This is a genomic window from Pseudarthrobacter sp. ATCC 49987 (assembly GCF_009928425.1).
Taxonomy (GTDB): Bacteria; Actinomycetota; Actinomycetes; order Actinomycetales; family Micrococcaceae; genus Arthrobacter.
In genome coordinates this window covers 3,477,814-3,492,375 of record NZ_JAABNS010000001.1, presented here as the reverse complement: position 1 = coordinate 3,492,375, position 14,562 = coordinate 3,477,814, and the positions used below count along the sequence as shown (strand labels likewise).

The window sequence follows — 14,562 nt, the reverse complement described above, 5'->3', positions numbered from 1 at the left end:
CGACAATTTTGATCGACCGGTGGGCGCAGCAGTACGGCGGCAGAAATTGAAGTCCGGCGAAGATTTACCCTCAGGCCATCGCCTCAACGAATGGTGACTCGAGGCCTACGCTGCGAGGTCGCGGCGCCGCCAGCCGGCATAGCCGAGCGCGGCCAGTGCAGCGGCGGCCGCGGTGAGCGCCGTCAGCGCCGCCCCGTCCCCGGCGACCACGGGGAGCAGCGGAGAATGCCTGAACGGGGAGAGGTCCATCAGCCATTCCGGGGCATTCCACAGCACCCCGAATTCTCCCAGGGCGACGAAGGCCAGCAGGAGGCCCCAGACCGCCCCGGCCAGCCGGGGTGCCCAGCCAAACACCGCCAGGCCCGCACTGGTTACCACCCATGCGGCGGGCACCTGGGCCAACGCGGCCACCGTGCTCCGGCCCACCAGAGCGAAGTCATTGACGGCAAAGGCGGCGCCGACGCCGATCGATACCCCCGCCAGCAGGAGCAGCAAAGCCACGCTGGCCAAGGCAAACGTGAAGTGGCTGCTCGCCCAGCGGATCCGGGTAGTGGCCGTGCCCAGCAGGGCCTCGGTGTGGCCCGCGGCCTCCTCGCTGCGCAGATGGTTAGCCGAGGACACTCCGTAGGCTGCGGCCAGCAACCCCATGATGCTGATTTCCGCGGCCAGGAAAGCGTCCGTCAGGGCCTGCCTGCCGCCCAGCATCTTGATCAGGTCCTGGGCGTTCGGTGAACTCAGCAGCTCTGCCACGTTGCTGACCAGGGAACCGATCACGACGCCGAAAACCAGGAACGCCACGGCCCAGGCCACCAGCACGCGGTACTGCAGCCGCACCGCCAGGTCCCACACGCCGGAGAGCGAGCCGACAGCCGGCCCCGGGCGTTCGGCGCGGAGACCGGAACCAAGATCGCGCCGGGCACGGAGTGCGAACGCTGCCGGGACAAGCACGATGCACAGGCAGACCGGCAGCGCCAGCACCCACCAGCGGTCGCCCGCGAAAGCCCGGATCTGCTGGTTCCACCCGATGGGCGAGAGCCAGGAGAGCACAGACGGCCCCGGTTCGGCGAGGTCGCCGACGGCGCGGAGCGCATAGGTGACGGCCACGACGCCGATGCTGATCCCGGTCGCGGCCCGGGCGCTGACAGTGAGTTGGGCTGCCAGCCCGGCCATGGCACTGAAGGCCATCCCCGTGGAAGCCCAGCCCAGGCCGAAAGCGAGGGAGCCGGCGGCCGGCAGCCCGCCGGCGGCCAGCGCGGCTGCCGAGAGCAACCCGAGCAGCACGCTGGCGCCGAGGCTGATCGTGAGGGCGGCTGCCAGCGGCGCGTCGCGGCCCAGCCGTCCTCCGCCGAGAAGCTCGAGGCGTCCGCTCTCCTCGTCGCTGCGGGTGTGCCGGATGGCGAGGATGACCATGAGGACAGCCAGGATGGCGGTCATGAAGGCGGTGTATTTGATCAACGAGAGCGCACCGATCGAGGTGGGATCGTAGATCCGTCCGAACATCGCCACCATGGACGCGGTCGCGTTCAGGGCGGTGGCGGCCTCGACACGGCTTGCCACATCCGGATAGAGCTCGGCCCCGGCCAGCGCGGTCGAGTAGGCGATCAGGGCAAAGCCGACGATCCAGACCGGCAGCATCCAGCGGTCCCGCCGCAGCCCGAGGCGGATCAGGACGCCAGTTCCCGCGAGGGTTTCAGGCATCGCCGGCCCGCCGTCGGCCGGGCTCCCGCGAGGCGGGCCGGCCGGGCGAAGCGCCAACAGCCGCCGCCGGAACCCCGGCGGTGATGTCACCGTAGTGGCGCAGGAACACGTCCTCGAGCGTCGGCGGCTGGCTCGTGAGTGACTTCAGTCCCGCCGTCGTCAGCGCCCGCATCAGGTGGTTCAGTCCGATGGGTTCGACCTGGGCGTTGACCCGGTGATTCGTCACGACGACGTCGTGGACGCCGGGCAGCAGATCCAGTCCCGGCGGCACTGTTGCGACGTCGGCGGTCACGGAGGTGCGGGTCAGGTGCCGCAGTTGCTCCAGCGGGCCGGTCTCCACCACCTTCCCGGCGCGGATGATGCTCACCCGGTCCGAGAGGGCCTCGGCCTCGCTGAGGATGTGGCTGCTCAGCACCACGGTGCGCCCCTGCTCACGCAGTTCGCGGACGCAGCCGCGGAAGGCGTCCTCCATCAGCGGGTCCAGCCCGCTTGTCGGCTCGTCCAGCAGGAACAGCTCGGCGTCGGTGGCCAGGGCAGCAACGAGGGCCACTTTCTGACGGTTTCCCTTGGAGTAGGTGCGCGCCTTTTTACTGGGGTCCAGCTCGAACAGGTCCAGGAGCCGCTCCCGGCGGTCGCGGTCCTGGCCGCCCTGCAGCCGGCCCAGCAGGTCAATCACCTCGCCGCCCGTCAGGTTCGGCCACAGGGCCACGTCCCCCGGGACGTAGGCCAGCCGGCGGTGCAACGTCGCAACGTCGCGCCAGGGGTCCAGCCCGAGCACCCGGATGGAACCCGCATCGGAGCGCAGGAGGCCTAGCAGGATCCGCAAGGTGGTGGACTTGCCCGATCCGTTGGGGCCGAGGAAACCGTGCACCTCGCCGGAGGCCACGTCGAAATCCAGTCCGTCCAGGGCCGTTACGGCCCCGAACCGCTTCACGACGCCGGTCATTTCCACCACACTGCTCATAGGCAACAAGGTACGCCGGATTGGCGGGCGCGGACCCGGGCGGAAAGACCTGTTTTTGCCGCAGGCCGCCACGGTTGGCGGGCGCTCCCGCGGGTGTGATTGAGTTGCTCCATGCCATCTCGCTGGTCCGGCCGGGACACCCAGACGCTTTCCGCCGTGGCGATGAGCGCCCTGCTGCTGGCCAGCGCCACTAAGCCGGTCCTGCGGAAACCGGCCCGTCGGTGAGGCTTCTGCAGTCCCCGGCAGTGCGGGTCGGGCTCTCCATCAGCATCGCCACCGGACTTTACGGCGTGTCCTTCGGCGCGCTGTCCGTCACCTCCGGACTCGACTTCTGGCAGACCATGGCCCTGAGCCTGCTGCTGTTCAGCGGCGGCTCGCAGTTCGCCTTCATCGGGGTGGTGGCCGGGGGTGGCTCCGGCGTCGCCGCGATGGGAGCGGCCACCCTGCTGGGCATGCGCAACGGGATTTACGGCATGCAGGTCAACGCCCTGCTGCAGCCGCGGGGCTGGCTGCGGTTCGCCGCCGCCCACGTCACGATCGACGAGTCCACCGCCACAAGCACCGGCCAGACGGACCCGCTCGAGCAGAAGCGCGGCTTCTGGACCGCCGGCCTGGGCATCTTCGTCCTCTGGAACCTGTTCACCGCCGTGGGCGCGCTGGCAGGAGGTGCGCTGGGGGATCCCAAGCAGTGGGGCCTGGACGGTGCCGCCGTGGCGGCGTTCCTGGGCCTGCTGTGGCCGCGGCTCAAAGGCCGCGAACCTGTCGCGATCGCCGTCGTCTGCGCCCTGGCCACCGTGCTGGCCGTACCCTTTGTGCCCGCCGGGGTGCCGATCCTGGTGGCCGCGGTGGTGGCTGCGGCAATCGGCTGGTTCAGCCATGGCCGCAGCGACGAAGGACTGGAACCGGACGTGGACCCCTACGCCGAACACCCGCATCCGCATCCCTCCGGGGACGCCAAATGACCCTGTGGATGTGGCTGCTGCTCTCGTGCCTGTTGGCGTACGCCTGGAAACTGCTGGGCTATCTGGTCCCGGCCAGCGTGCTCCGTGATCCCCGGATGTCCCGGATCGCCGGCACCATGACCATTGGCCTGCTGGCGTCCCTGACAATTGTGAACACCGTGGCCTCGGGCCAGACGCTGGCGCTGGACGCGCGCCTGGGGGCACTGGCCGCGGCCGGCATCGCCCTCGTGTTCCGGGCCCCCTTCCTCGTGGTCGTCCTCGCCGGAGCCGGGGCGGCAGCCGGACTCAGGCTGCTGGGCTGGAACTAGCAGCCGCACCGACTGCCGCCGTACTGCTCCGTAACGGTCTTTAGTCCCTACTTGCCTCCCGCGCCCCATGGGAGCATTCGGTTATGAGCGACAACGACCAGCCGGATGCCCCTGCGCCCGGCAAAGGCCCGCACCACAAGCCGCATGAGCCGTTCGTTCCGCCAGGGGCCGAGTCCACCCGGGAGCTGCGCGAGATGGCACGACGCCGGCGGGAGGCCGAGGAGAAGCTGCAGCACCACCTGCAGGAAGCCAAAGAGAAGCCGGCGGAGGATTGATTCTGAAAACCCGGCTTTCGGAGCGCCTGCAGGATTTACTGCTCGACAACGACGTGCTGGAGGATTTCCTCCGGCAGTTGGCCGGCCTGGCCGCCGAGTCCGCCGCAGCCGAAACCGGCCGCCCGGTGCGGTGTTCGGTGCTGGTGGCCCGGCACCGTCAACCGGCAGCCCTGCCGGGCAGCCGCGAGGCCCTGATACTGGAACGGATGCAGGACGACGTTGCGGAGGGTCCGGGGCTGGAGGCCCGGCAGACCGGGCTGGCCGTGCTGGTGCCTGACACGACGATGGATCCCAGGTGGCGGCGCTACCAGCGGGCAGCTGCCCAGCGCGGGAGCCGCAGTATCCTCGCCGTAGCCATGCTGGAGGACCGGTCCGCGGTCCTGACCTTCTCGTCGACGTCTCCCGAGGCTTTCGACGACGACGCGGTGGCCTGCGCGGCTCTCGCCTTCCGCGCCGCCAAAGTGCTGCGGATGGCTGTCCGGCTCGATTCTGCCAAGGGCCTGAACCGGGACCTGATGCAGGCAATGCGGTCGCGGACCGTGATCAACCTGGCCACCGGCATCCTCATGGCCCAGAGCCGGTGCTCGCAGTCCGAAGCGGTCGACCTGCTGTCCAAGGTCTCCAACACCAGGAACGTCAAGCTCCGGATCGTCGCCGAGGAGATCCTCCGGAGGTTCGACGGCGTGCCGGCCGGGACGGCCTTCAGCACCTGAGGTCCTACCGCGGCGCTCCGAGGCCGGCGAGCTTGAGGATGAGCTGCAGCCCGTCGGGCGTTCCCGGCCAGTGCCGGCGCAGCGCGTCCTCACCCGCCCGCGCGATCACGGAACGCAACACGAGGGCCACGATGATCACGTCGTCCGCGTAGCCAATCACCGGCACGAAATCCGGCACAAGGTCGAGCGGCGAGAGCAGATAAGCCAGCAGCAGGGCGAGCCTAATCCGCACGCCTGCGCCCAGGGTGTTGTCAGCGACCAGCCGCCGCAGGAGTCTCAACAGGTCTGGCAGCAACCGCAGGGCGTCCTTCATGGTGACCGTTTCCGGGTGCCTGCGGGCATAACCCCACAGGAGGAGCAACAGGACGGCGTAGACCAGCAGCAGACCGCCGGCAGCGCCGAGCACGGTTTCCCATGACACCGGTCCTAGCCGAGGACAGAATCGAAGGCGGTGCCCGGCAGCGGTGCCTGCGGCGGCAGCGGCCGGTGGGGGCGCTCCGTGCGGATGGCGTCCTCGACGAGGGCGACCGGACGGCGCCACGCATCCGAACCTGCCTCCATGGTGTCCACCACGCCAATCAGCATGGCCAGCAGCCGGATCAGGTCCGTCATCGAAATATCGCTGCGCAGCGTGCCCTGGCCCTGCCCGCGGCCCAAGAGGATGGCCACGGACTCGATCAGATCGCCCGTGATCCCCGTGAGCAGTCCGCGGCGGCCGGCCACGGCTCCCAGGAGGTTGGCTTCTTCGCTGGCCACGCCCATCAGCGCGTCAATGACGCGGAAGAGGCCGTCGGCGGCGTCGGGCCCGGCGAGGGCCTCCTCGATGACGGGATCGACCAGCAGTCCGAGTTGGCGGTGCAGCGCCGCGAGGACGAGTTCCTCCTTGTCGGCGAAGTTCCTGAAAAGGGTGGCAGGACCAACTCCGGCGGTCACGGCGATGGTCTGCAGCGGGACCTCGGGGCCGTGCTCGCGGAAGCACTGCCGGGCGGCGGTGATGATCTTGTCAACGTTCCGCGCGGCATCGGCGCGGAGCGGCCTGCGGTCTGCTACCCGGTTCATTTGCCTAGGTTAGCAACGCAAGGCCGGGCCGGGGAGATTACTCCCGAGTAGTGACTAATGTGACGGGTTCGTCGACCGGCCCCTGTCCCCGTTCGGGCCGCGGACCGGTTGATCACCGGGCGCCATCCCCACCGGCAGGGCGCTGGAGCACGTGAAAGACTGGTGCCATGTTGCTTGCATTTTCTGTCGCACCCTCAGGCCGTCCCGCTCAAACGGCCGGCGACTCACCCGCCGGTTCCGCGGCGGTCCCGGCGGACGAGGCTTCGGTCCACGACGCCGTTGCCGAAGCGGTGCGGATCGTCCGGGAGTCCGGCCTGCCGAACCATACCGACTCGATGTTCACCACGATCGAGGGCGAGTGGGACGAAGTCTTCGACGTCGTGAAGCGCGCCACCGAGGCCGTGGGCCGCTACGGCAGCAGGGTCTCCCTCGTCATCAAGGCAGACATCCGCCCGGGCTACACGGGCGAACTCACCGGAAAACTGGACCGGCTGGAACAGGCCCTCGGGGACGCTCCGGGTCCGGCCGCAGGCTAGGACCCAGGGCCGAACGGGCCCTACCGCCGGGACAGGCCGGCTGGAAGACTGGGGGCATGTTCGAGCATCAGCCCACCGCCCGCTGGACCGCCGTCGAGGGCTTCCTGTCCGAGGTTGTGGTCCGCCCGGACAACTCCCTTAGACGCGCCGTAACCAGCGCCCTCGAGGCGGGCATGCCTCCCATCGAGGTCGCCCCTAACGCCGGGAAGCTGCTCAAGCTGCTCGTGCAGCTCTCCGGTGCCCGGCGGGTGCTGGAGATCGGGACCCTGGCCGGCTTCAGCACCATCTGGATGGCCCAGGGGCTGCCCGACGGCGGCCAGCTCCTCACCTGCGAGTACCTGCCCAAACACGCCGCCGTGGCCCGCGCCAACGTCGACGCCGCCGGGCTGGGCCATCTTGTCGAGATCCGGGTCGGGGCGGCACTGGAGACGCTGCACGCGCTCGCCGACGAAGGCGTCGAGCCCTTCGATTTCGTCTTCATCGACGCCGACAAGGAAAACAATCCGCACTACCTCGACTGGGCCATCCGCCTCGGCCGGCCGGGCACCGCCGTCGTGATGGACAACGTGGTCTGGGAAGGCGCCGTGCTGGATCCCGCCATGGATGCCGTCAACGCCCCGGGCATCATCAGCGCCCTGCACATGCTGGGCGAGGACCCGAGGCTGGACGGCACCGTGATCCAGACCGTGGGTTCCAAAGGCTGGGACGGCTTCGCCCTGGCGCGGGTGGTGTAGCAGCGGCGGGCGCCGCGCCGGCACCGGACCTGACACCGGAATTCCCAAAGTGCTAAGTGTGCTTAGATTTACTGACGGCCGAAATTACCGGGCAGTAGCCCGACCGGCAGGCATGGACGCCAACAGCACCAGAGACCCTTCGAAGGAGAACAGGCCCGAATGAACCGGACTCCCGATTCCCAGCGGCCCGTCGCCGTCAGGATCAGTTCTGCGCCGGAGGACCTGGCCGGCCTCGGCCCCCTGCTGGCGGCGGCCCGGTCCGCCGTCGGCGACGTCCCGGCGTTGCTGGAGCTGGCCAAGGCCGCGGCGGCGACCGCCCCGAACCCCGGCGAGGGCCGGACGGCCTTCCTGTGGGAAATCCTGGCGTCGGTCACGGCCGTCGACGTCGCCGCCGGCCGGGCCATTGAACCCCATCTGGACGCGGCGGCGATCCTCGCCCAGGCCACCGGCCAGGCGGCCCTGAACGGCTGGGACTGCCCGGACTTCGACGGCGTCCACTTCGACGGCGCCTGGGGCGTGTTTGCCGCCGAAGCCGCCGGCCTGCGGCTCCAGGCCAAACCGGCGGACGGCTGTTTCCTGCTGCACGGCGCCAAACCGTGGTGCTCCCTGGCCGCCCAGCTGGACCACGCTGTCGTGACCGCCCACCTGGACGACGGCGGCCGGGCGGCCTTCGCCGTCGACCTCCACGCCCACGGCGTCAGCTTCGAGGACCCGCAGTGGACCAGCCGGGGACTCACGGAAATCCCCAGCGGCACCGTGCACTTCGGTGCCGTTCCGGCCGTGCCGCTGGGCGACGCCGGCTGGTATTACCGCCGGCCCGGCTTCGCCTGGGGCGGCATGGGCGTGGCGGCGTGCTGGCTGGGCGGCGCCGTCGCGGTGGCCCGCGGGTTCAAGGTATCCCTGCTCGCAGCTGCCGACGGCGGCCGCGAACCGGACCAGCTCGCCCTCGCCCACCTCGGCGAGATCGACCGCACCCTCACCGCCCTGACCGGATACCTGGCCCGGACCGCCGCGCGGGTCGATGCCGGGGAACTCTCGGACCGCGGCGCCTGGAGCGAGGCCCTCCGCGTCCGCGGCAACGTGGCCACCGCCGTCGAACGCATCCAGACCCTGGCCAGCCAGAACCTTGGACCCGCCCCGCTCGCCTTCGACCCGGTCTACGGCAAGCGGATGGCTGACCTGTCTCTGTACATCCGGCAGCACCACGCCATGCGCGACGACGCACAGCTCGGAGCCCTCACGCTCAAGGGGGATCACCCGTGGTGAGCTTCACCCACCAGGACACCGGCACCAGCGAGGACGCGTGGGCAGCCAGCGGGCTGGCTGCGCTCCCGAAGTTGCCGCTCGACGCCGGCGAGCTCGCCGGCCAGGCTTTCATCGTCCTGGCCGCGCACCCCGACGACGAATCCCTCGGCGCCGGCGGCCTGATGGCCCGGCTGCGGGGGCTGGGCGCCCGGGTCACGGTGCTGTTGTGCACGGCGGGGGAGGCCTCCCACCCGGACTCTCCCACGACGACGCCGGAACAGCTCGCCGCCGTGCGGCTCAAGGAATTCGGCGGCGCGCTGACGCATCTGCTGCCGGATCCGGACTGGCGGTACCTCGCCTTGCCCGATGGCAAGCTCGCCGGGCACCGGCCGGAGGTGCACGCCGCGCTGCAGCGCGCCATTACCGACACAACAGCCGCAACGGGACTGCCGGCGGGGCACATCACGATTGTGGCCCCCTACCGGCACGACGGCCACACCGACCACGAGGCACTGGGCGCCGCCGCCGCCGAGGCCGCAGGCGCTGGCGGCCACGGACTGCTCGAGTACCCCATCTGGTACTGGCTCTGGGCGGACACCGCGGACCCGGCCTGGCAGTCCTGGCTGCGCCTGCCGCTGAACCCCGCCGAACGGCGGGCCAAGGCGGCAGCGATGTCCTCCCACACCTCTCAAGTCCGGCCGCTGTCCGGCCAGCCCGGGGATGAGGTGCTGCTCCCGCCGGCGTTCCTGGCACACTTCGACCGGCCCTTCGAGACGTTTGCGTGGCAGGGCCCGGCCGCCGCCGGTGCCGGTTCCTACGCCGCCGCCGATGCGGAAGGGGTTTTCGACGCCGTCCACACCGGAACGGACGACCCCTGGCAGTACACGACCAGCTGGTACGAACACCGCAAACGCACCCTCACCCTCGCGGCCCTGCCCGGCCTGAACTACACGGCAGGACTGGAGATCGGCTGCTCGATCGGGACCCTCAGCGTCGAACTCGCGCAACGCTGCGCCAGCTTCCTGGCCGTGGACGCGAGCAGCGCCGCGCTGGCGCACGCCGCCCGGCGCCTCGAACACCTCCCCGCCGCCCGGACCAGCCACCTCACCGTCCCGACGGACTGGCCGGACGGCCGGTTCGACCTGATCGTGGTCTCCGAGGTGGGCTACTACCTTTCGCCCGGCGAGCTGGCCGGGCTGTTCGAGCGGGTCGAAGCCGCGCTCCTGCCCGGCGGCACCCTGGCCCTGTGCCACTGGCGCCATCCGATCTCCGGCTGGGAGCTCGACGGCGACGCCGTGCACGCCGCCGCACGACGCCAACTGGGCTGGGCCGACGCCGGACTGTACCGGGAACGCGACTTCATCCTGGAGGTCCTGGTCGCGCCCGGGTCCGCCGGGGACCCCCAGCCGGCAACCACCGTCGTGCCGGGCCCGGAAGGGTAGGAGAAATGGCCGCCCTTGCCCTGCCGCTCCCGCGCGGACACAGCATCGACCGGATCGCCGTCGTGATGCCGGCCCACAATGAGGACGAGCACCTCAGCCGCGCGCTGCTGGCCGTGCAGCGCGCCGCCGACGCCCTGGGGCGGCTGCGTCCCGACGTGGAGGTCCAGGTGACAGTGGTCCTGGACAGCTGCACCGACGGCTCCGCCGGCATCACGGCCGGCTACACAGCGGCCGACCCGCGCTTCAGAGCCCTCGAAGTGGACTTCCGCAACGCCGGTGCCAGCCGGGCAGCCGGCATCCGGGCGGCCGGCGTCGGCACAGCCCGGCGGCGGCCGCCCGGCAAACGCTGGACTCCGCCGCCGTGGGCCGGACGGACGTGGCTCGCCAACACGGACGCTGACTCACAGGTTCCGGAAAACTGGCTCGTCCGCCAACTGGAATTCGCCGAGGCCGGAGCCGACGCAGTCCTGGGCTCGGTGGAACCGGACCCCGCCGGGATGGACCCGGAGCTGCTCCGGCGCTGGCTGCAACGCCACCCCTTCGAGGAAGACCACCCACACATTTACGGCGCCAACTTCGGGGTCAGGGCCTCCGCCTACCTGGCCGCCGGGGGTTTCCCGAAGCTCGCCTCGCACGAGGACCGGACCCTGGTGCAAAGCCTCCGCAACCGCGCCTTCACCGTGACGGCAACGGACAGCATGCGCGTGCTGACCTCGGGCCGGATCCAGGCCAGGGCGCCGCATGGCTTCGGCGCCTACCTCCGGACGCTGGGACGGAACCGGCCACCCGAGAGCCAAGTTCCGGGCAGGTGACTTGCCATCCGGTGGACCGGCCGCAGACTCGGCCCATGTCTGGTCCTGGGGGAACGAAAACAGTCCGCTGCCTTCTGGCGCTCATTATCGCTATGCCCCTGGCCGGGGGCCTGGCCGCCTGCGCTTACGAGGACGGGGACGATCCCCAGCCAACGGCGGCAGGCGCAAGCCTCCGGCCCGGGCCCACCCTCCCCGCGAAGGACCCGGACATCCTGGCTGTGGAAGCGCGCAACTACGCTGAACTGGATCAGCGCCTGGCCAGGGTACCCGGGTCGGTTCTCCTGGCCGACACCGGCCCGGCCGACGGACCAGGCGTCGGCTTCAGCAAAGGCGCGACAGTGACAACCGCTGGCCCGCACACTGTCACCGCAGCGTGTGTAGGCATCCCCCAAGCCCAGATTAGCCTCTCCCAGTACACGGTAGGCGGCGGCGAAGATAAGGTCTTCGAAGTCGATTGCTCGGGAACCCAGACACAGGTGTTCCAGCTCCAGAAGGGGTACATCGGTGCCCAGCTGGTAGGGCGCCGCGACCCTGCGGGTGCCTGGACCGGGGCGGTCGCCGGGATCAGGATCACGGTCGGAGAGAACGCGGCGCCGCCAACCTTGCCAGCCCGTTGGGGCACGAGGTCGAAGCTTCACGATGGCCTTCGCCAACTGGTTGACATCCGGCGTTACGAGGTCTAGTGGTTGGCATGTCGAACACATCCAGACCGGCCTAGGAGTAGACATGGAAGCAGCGCCCTATGGAATCGTGCACTTCTTTGCGGGAGGCACGAAGGACCAGTACGAAGCCTCAATTGCCGCTGTTCACCCTGGTGAGGGGCGCCTGCCCGACGGACAGATCTTCCATGCAGGCGGCTCTTCTGCCGGCGGCTGGACGATCATGGCTGTCCATGAGTCGAAGGAGAGCTGGGAGAAATTCCGCGATGGCATCCTCCTTCCCCGGATGCAACAGGGCATCGAGGGCGGATTCGCATCGCCGCCCGAGGAGACCGTCATCGATCTGTACAAGATCATGCCCTAGCCATGCGGGCGCCGACGCGCCGCCGTGACCTTTGGCCCTAACGGCCGGCACGCCCCGGGCGCACCCTCAATCCATGAGCTACCTGACCCGGGCCGGTCTACGGTGTTGCGCCTAAGCCGCCCCGGCTGGCCGTGACACCGCAGGCTCCGGCCGGGGGGCGGGACACCGGGGCGTTGCCTGGCGTTGCCGGCCTGAGTTCCGCCGAGGCGGCCCGCCGACTCGCTGAATTCGGGGCGAACAAGCTGCCGGAGGCCGGCACGGTCCCCGGCTGGCGGAGGCTGCTTGCCGAACTGACCCACTTCTTCGCCATCCTGCTCTGGTGTGCCGCCGTGCTGGCCTACCTGGCCGGCATGCCGCAGCTGGCCATCGCGATCGTCGTCGTGATCCTGGTGAACGGAGTGTTCGCGTATATCCAGCAGGAGCGCGCCCAGCATGCCGCCGCGAAGCTCCGCGAGCTGCTCCCGGCGATGGTCTCGGTCCGCCGGGACAACCGCATCGTCAAGGTCCACACCACCGAGCTCGTCCCGGACGACGCCGTCGTGCTGGTTGCCGGCGACCGGGTCCCGGCGGATCTCCGCCTGGCGGTGGCGGCAGGCTGTTCCGTGGACGAATCGATGCTCACCGGTGAAAGCGAGGCGCTCGCCAAGGTCCCCGGCGACACCGTTTTTGGCGGGACCTTCCTGGTCAACGGCCAGGCCGAAGGGGTCGTCGCGAGCACCGGCGGTAAGACCCGGCTCGCCGAAATCGCGGCCCTGACGGGAAAGGTCGAGGCGCCGCCCAGCCCGCTGGCGCGGGAACTGCAGCGGATCGTCCGCATTACGGCGGCGATGGCCCTCGGCATCGGCACGCTGTTCTTCGTACTGTCCCTGCTGGTCGGAATCTCCTGGCGGGACGCCTTTCTTTTTGCCATCGGCGTAATGGTGGCGCTGGTGCCCGAGGGCCTGCTGCCCACGGTCACACTGTCCCTGGCCGTCGGGGCGCAACGGATGGCGCAGCGCAACGCCCTCGTCCGCAACCTGGAAGCCGTGGAAACCCTCGGGTCCACCACCTTCATCTGCACGGACAAGACCGGCACCCTCACCCAGAACAGGATGAACGCCGTCGAGGTCTGGACCCCCGCAGGGCTGGTCAGCATTATCGGGGCGGGGTACGGGCCGGAGGCCGAGGTCACCGGGATGGGAGCCGGGGAGGCTCGGCACCTCAGCACCGCCGCACTGGCCGCCTCCGTGGGCCGCGCGGTGCTCCACGAGGGCAAGTGGATCGCCGAGGGTGACCCGATGGAGGCCGCCATCGATGCGCTGGCCGCCCGGCTGGCAGATCCGGGACAACCACACGATGATCCCGACGTGTCGCACCGCTTCGCCTTCGATCCCCGCCGGCTGCGGGAGTCCGCGATCGTCGGGACCACCCTGTACGTCAAGGGTGCGCCAGAGTCCGTGATTCCGCTGTGTGGCGGGGACGGCGACAGTGTCGCCGCCCAGAAGGCCCTAAAGATGGTCGACCAGATGGCCTCGCACGGGCTCCGCGTGCTGGCCGTCGCCCAGCGGGGCCTGCCTGGCCTGCCCGGCGCCGACTTCAAGCTTGAGGAGGTGGAGCGCGGACTGACGCTGCTGGGGCTGATCGGCCTCCACGACCCACCCCGCGCCGAGGTCCGCGTGGCGCTCGAGGCGGCCCGCGAGGCCGGCATCAAGGTGGCCATGGTCACCGGAGACCATGCCTTCACGGCGGCCGCCATCGCACGGGAAACCGGGCTGATCGGAACGCCGGAGCTCGTACTGGAGGGACACAACCTGCCCGAGGACGACGCCGTCCTGACGGCGCTGCTGGACCGCGACGGGGTGGTGGTCAGCAGGGTCACCCCGGAACAGAAACTCCGGGTGGCCCGGCTGCTGCAGCGCCGCGGCCACGTCGTGGCAATGACGGGCGACGGCGTCAATGACGGCCCCTCCCTCCAGCAGGCGGACATCGGGGTGGCGATGGGCCTGAGCGGCACGGACGTGGCCCGCGAGGCCGCGGACCTTGTGCTGCTCGATGACGACTTCGCCACCATCATCGCGGCGGTGGAGCAGGGCCGCGCCACGTACGCGAACATCAGGCGCTTCCTGACCTACCACCTGACGGACAACGTCGCCGAGCTCACCCCGTTCGTGATCTGGGCCCTCTCCGGCGGGCGCTTCCCGCTGGCGCTGAGCGTGCTTCAGATCCTGGCCCTCGACATCGGCACCGACCTGCTGCCCGCGCTGGCGCTGGGCAGCGAGGCCCCGAGCAAGGGGACGTTGAAGCGGCCGCCGGAGCGGAGGCACCTGATGGACCGGGCGCTGATCTTCCGCGTATTCGGGCTGCTCGGCCCGGTCGAAGCACTGTTCGAAATGACGGCGTACACGGCTGTGCTGCTCGGTGCCGGCTGGACCCCCGGAGCGGAGCTGCCGGCGGCGGACGTGCTGATGGCCGCTTCCGGCGCCGCGTTCACCACCGTGGTCCTGGCGCAGCTCGCCAACGCCTTCGCCTGCCGCAGTGCCACCGTGCCGCCGTGGCGGCTTGGCTGGTTCAGCAACCGGCTGCTGGTCTGGGCCGTGCTGGCCGAACTCGGGCTGCTGGCGGTGTTCCTGTTCCTCGGGCCCCTGGCAGCCCTGCTGGGCCACGCCCCGCCGTCGCCCGGCGGCCTGGCCGTGGCGCTCGCCGCCATCCCGGGCGTGCTGCTCGCGGACTGGCTCTACAAGATCGTCCGCCACCGCCGGGTAGGGAAGACCACACCGGCCACCAAGGTCCAAAGCCTCTGACATCGGACGGT

Annotated in this window: 16 protein-coding genes; 12 read left to right on the top strand and 4 right to left on the bottom strand. The window is 70.3% G+C overall.

What is annotated here, in order from left to right:
- Positions 1-105: 105 nt before the first annotated feature.
- Positions 106-1,698: an ABC transporter permease gene (locus GXK59_RS16145; protein WP_160668301.1), complete on the bottom strand. Its 1,593-nt coding sequence runs from the start codon at positions 1,696-1,698 to the stop codon at positions 106-108.
- Positions 1,691-2,662, bottom strand: a complete 972-nt coding sequence (locus GXK59_RS16140) for an ABC transporter ATP-binding protein (RefSeq protein ID WP_160668299.1) — start codon at positions 2,660-2,662, stop codon at positions 1,691-1,693. The genes GXK59_RS16145 and GXK59_RS16140 overlap by 8 nt, the downstream gene beginning before the upstream one ends.
- A gap of 221 nt (positions 2,663-2,883) precedes the next feature.
- On the opposite strand from GXK59_RS16140, the gene GXK59_RS16135 reads away from it, so the two are divergent.
- The 4 genes from GXK59_RS16135 to GXK59_RS16120 all read left to right on the top strand — a co-directional run bounded on the left by GXK59_RS16135 (position 2,884) and on the right by GXK59_RS16120 (position 4,920).
- Positions 2,884-3,624: an AzlC family ABC transporter permease gene (locus GXK59_RS16135; RefSeq protein ID WP_160668297.1), complete on the top strand. Its 741-nt coding sequence runs from the start codon at positions 2,884-2,886 to the stop codon at positions 3,622-3,624.
- Positions 3,621-3,932: an AzlD domain-containing protein gene (locus tag GXK59_RS16130; protein WP_160668295.1), complete on the top strand. Its 312-nt coding sequence runs from the start codon at positions 3,621-3,623 to the stop codon at positions 3,930-3,932. Before GXK59_RS16135 ends, GXK59_RS16130 begins: the two co-directional genes overlap by 4 nt.
- A gap of 83 nt (positions 3,933-4,015) precedes the next feature.
- Positions 4,016-4,207 (top strand): hypothetical protein, encoded by a 192-nt coding sequence (locus GXK59_RS16125; protein ID WP_024367309.1) that lies wholly within the window; start codon positions 4,016-4,018, stop codon positions 4,205-4,207.
- A complete protein-coding gene (locus tag GXK59_RS16120; RefSeq protein WP_160668294.1) occupies positions 4,204-4,920 on the top strand; it encodes a GAF and ANTAR domain-containing protein in 717 nt (238 codons plus the stop codon). The genes GXK59_RS16125 and GXK59_RS16120 overlap by 4 nt, the downstream gene beginning before the upstream one ends.
- 4 nt (positions 4,921-4,924) lie before the next feature.
- Here GXK59_RS16120 and GXK59_RS16115 read toward each other — a convergent pair whose 3' ends face one another.
- Together GXK59_RS16115 and GXK59_RS16110 are read right to left on the bottom strand one after the other, a co-directional pair.
- A complete protein-coding gene (locus GXK59_RS16115; protein WP_160668292.1) occupies positions 4,925-5,341 on the bottom strand; it encodes a YkvA family protein in 417 nt (138 codons plus the stop codon).
- Between the two features lie 5 nt (positions 5,342-5,346).
- Entirely contained in the window at positions 5,347-5,979 is a 633-nt protein-coding gene (locus GXK59_RS16110; protein WP_160668291.1) for a TetR/AcrR family transcriptional regulator, read from the bottom strand.
- 167 nt (positions 5,980-6,146) lie between these two features.
- Between GXK59_RS16110 and GXK59_RS16105 the strand changes: the two genes are divergently transcribed.
- The 8 genes from GXK59_RS16105 to GXK59_RS16070 all read left to right on the top strand — a co-directional run bounded on the left by GXK59_RS16105 (position 6,147) and on the right by GXK59_RS16070 (position 14,551).
- Positions 6,147-6,515, top strand: a complete 369-nt coding sequence (locus tag GXK59_RS16105; RefSeq protein WP_160668290.1) for a thiamine-binding protein — start codon at positions 6,147-6,149, stop codon at positions 6,513-6,515.
- Between the two features lie 56 nt (positions 6,516-6,571).
- Positions 6,572-7,249, top strand: a complete 678-nt coding sequence (locus GXK59_RS16100) for an O-methyltransferase (RefSeq protein WP_160668289.1) — start codon at positions 6,572-6,574, stop codon at positions 7,247-7,249.
- A gap of 159 nt (positions 7,250-7,408) precedes the next feature.
- Positions 7,409-8,515, top strand: coding sequence for a hypothetical protein (locus tag GXK59_RS16095; RefSeq protein WP_160668288.1), 1,107 nt, complete (start codon positions 7,409-7,411; stop codon positions 8,513-8,515).
- Complete coding sequence (locus tag GXK59_RS16090; protein WP_160668287.1) at positions 8,509-9,936, top strand: bifunctional PIG-L family deacetylase/class I SAM-dependent methyltransferase; 1,428 nt, start codon at positions 8,509-8,511, stop codon at positions 9,934-9,936. The genes GXK59_RS16095 and GXK59_RS16090 overlap by 7 nt, the downstream gene beginning before the upstream one ends.
- Before the next feature lie 5 nt (positions 9,937-9,941).
- Positions 9,942-10,748, top strand: a complete 807-nt coding sequence (locus GXK59_RS16085) for a glycosyltransferase (protein WP_160668286.1) — start codon at positions 9,942-9,944, stop codon at positions 10,746-10,748.
- A 35-nt stretch (positions 10,749-10,783) separates the two neighbouring features.
- Positions 10,784-11,431 carry a hypothetical protein gene (locus GXK59_RS16080; RefSeq protein ID WP_202129147.1) on the top strand — a complete coding sequence of 216 codons (648 nt, stop codon included), beginning with the start codon at positions 10,784-10,786 and terminating at the stop codon, positions 11,429-11,431.
- A gap of 43 nt (positions 11,432-11,474) precedes the next feature.
- Entirely contained in the window at positions 11,475-11,771 is a 297-nt protein-coding gene (locus GXK59_RS16075; RefSeq protein WP_160668285.1) for a hypothetical protein, read from the top strand.
- A 131-nt stretch (positions 11,772-11,902) separates the two neighbouring features.
- Positions 11,903-14,551: a cation-translocating P-type ATPase gene (locus tag GXK59_RS16070; protein ID WP_237393926.1), complete on the top strand. Its 2,649-nt coding sequence runs from the start codon at positions 11,903-11,905 to the stop codon at positions 14,549-14,551.
- The last annotated feature ends 11 nt before the right edge of the window (positions 14,552-14,562 follow it).

What these genes read in the sequence shown, in the direction of transcription:
- GXK59_RS16140 (WP_160668299.1), bottom strand. Translation starts at nt 2,662, where the DNA reads ATGAGCAGTGTGGTGGAAATGACCGGCGTCGTGAAGCGGTTCGGGGCC.
- GXK59_RS16085 (WP_160668286.1), top strand. Translation starts at nt 9,942, where the DNA reads ATGGCCGCCCTTGCCCTGCCGCTCCCGCGCGGACACAGCATCGACCGG.
- GXK59_RS16075 (WP_160668285.1), top strand. Translation starts at nt 11,475, where the DNA reads ATGGAAGCAGCGCCCTATGGAATCGTGCACTTCTTTGCGGGAGGCACG.
- GXK59_RS16100 (WP_160668289.1), top strand. Translation starts at nt 6,572, where the DNA reads ATGTTCGAGCATCAGCCCACCGCCCGCTGGACCGCCGTCGAGGGCTTC.
- GXK59_RS16145 (WP_160668301.1), bottom strand. Translation starts at nt 1,698, where the DNA reads ATGCCTGAAACCCTCGCGGGAACTGGCGTCCTGATCCGCCTCGGGCTG.
- GXK59_RS16080 (WP_202129147.1), top strand. Translation starts at nt 10,784, where the DNA reads ATGTCTGGTCCTGGGGGAACGAAAACAGTCCGCTGCCTTCTGGCGCTC.
- GXK59_RS16105 (WP_160668290.1), top strand. Translation starts at nt 6,147, where the DNA reads ATGTTGCTTGCATTTTCTGTCGCACCCTCAGGCCGTCCCGCTCAAACG.
- GXK59_RS16110 (WP_160668291.1), bottom strand. Translation starts at nt 5,979, where the DNA reads ATGAACCGGGTAGCAGACCGCAGGCCGCTCCGCGCCGATGCCGCGCGG.
- GXK59_RS16130 (WP_160668295.1), top strand. Translation starts at nt 3,621, where the DNA reads ATGACCCTGTGGATGTGGCTGCTGCTCTCGTGCCTGTTGGCGTACGCC.
- GXK59_RS16125 (WP_024367309.1), top strand. Translation starts at nt 4,016, where the DNA reads ATGAGCGACAACGACCAGCCGGATGCCCCTGCGCCCGGCAAAGGCCCG.
- GXK59_RS16095 (WP_160668288.1), top strand. Translation starts at nt 7,409, where the DNA reads ATGAACCGGACTCCCGATTCCCAGCGGCCCGTCGCCGTCAGGATCAGT.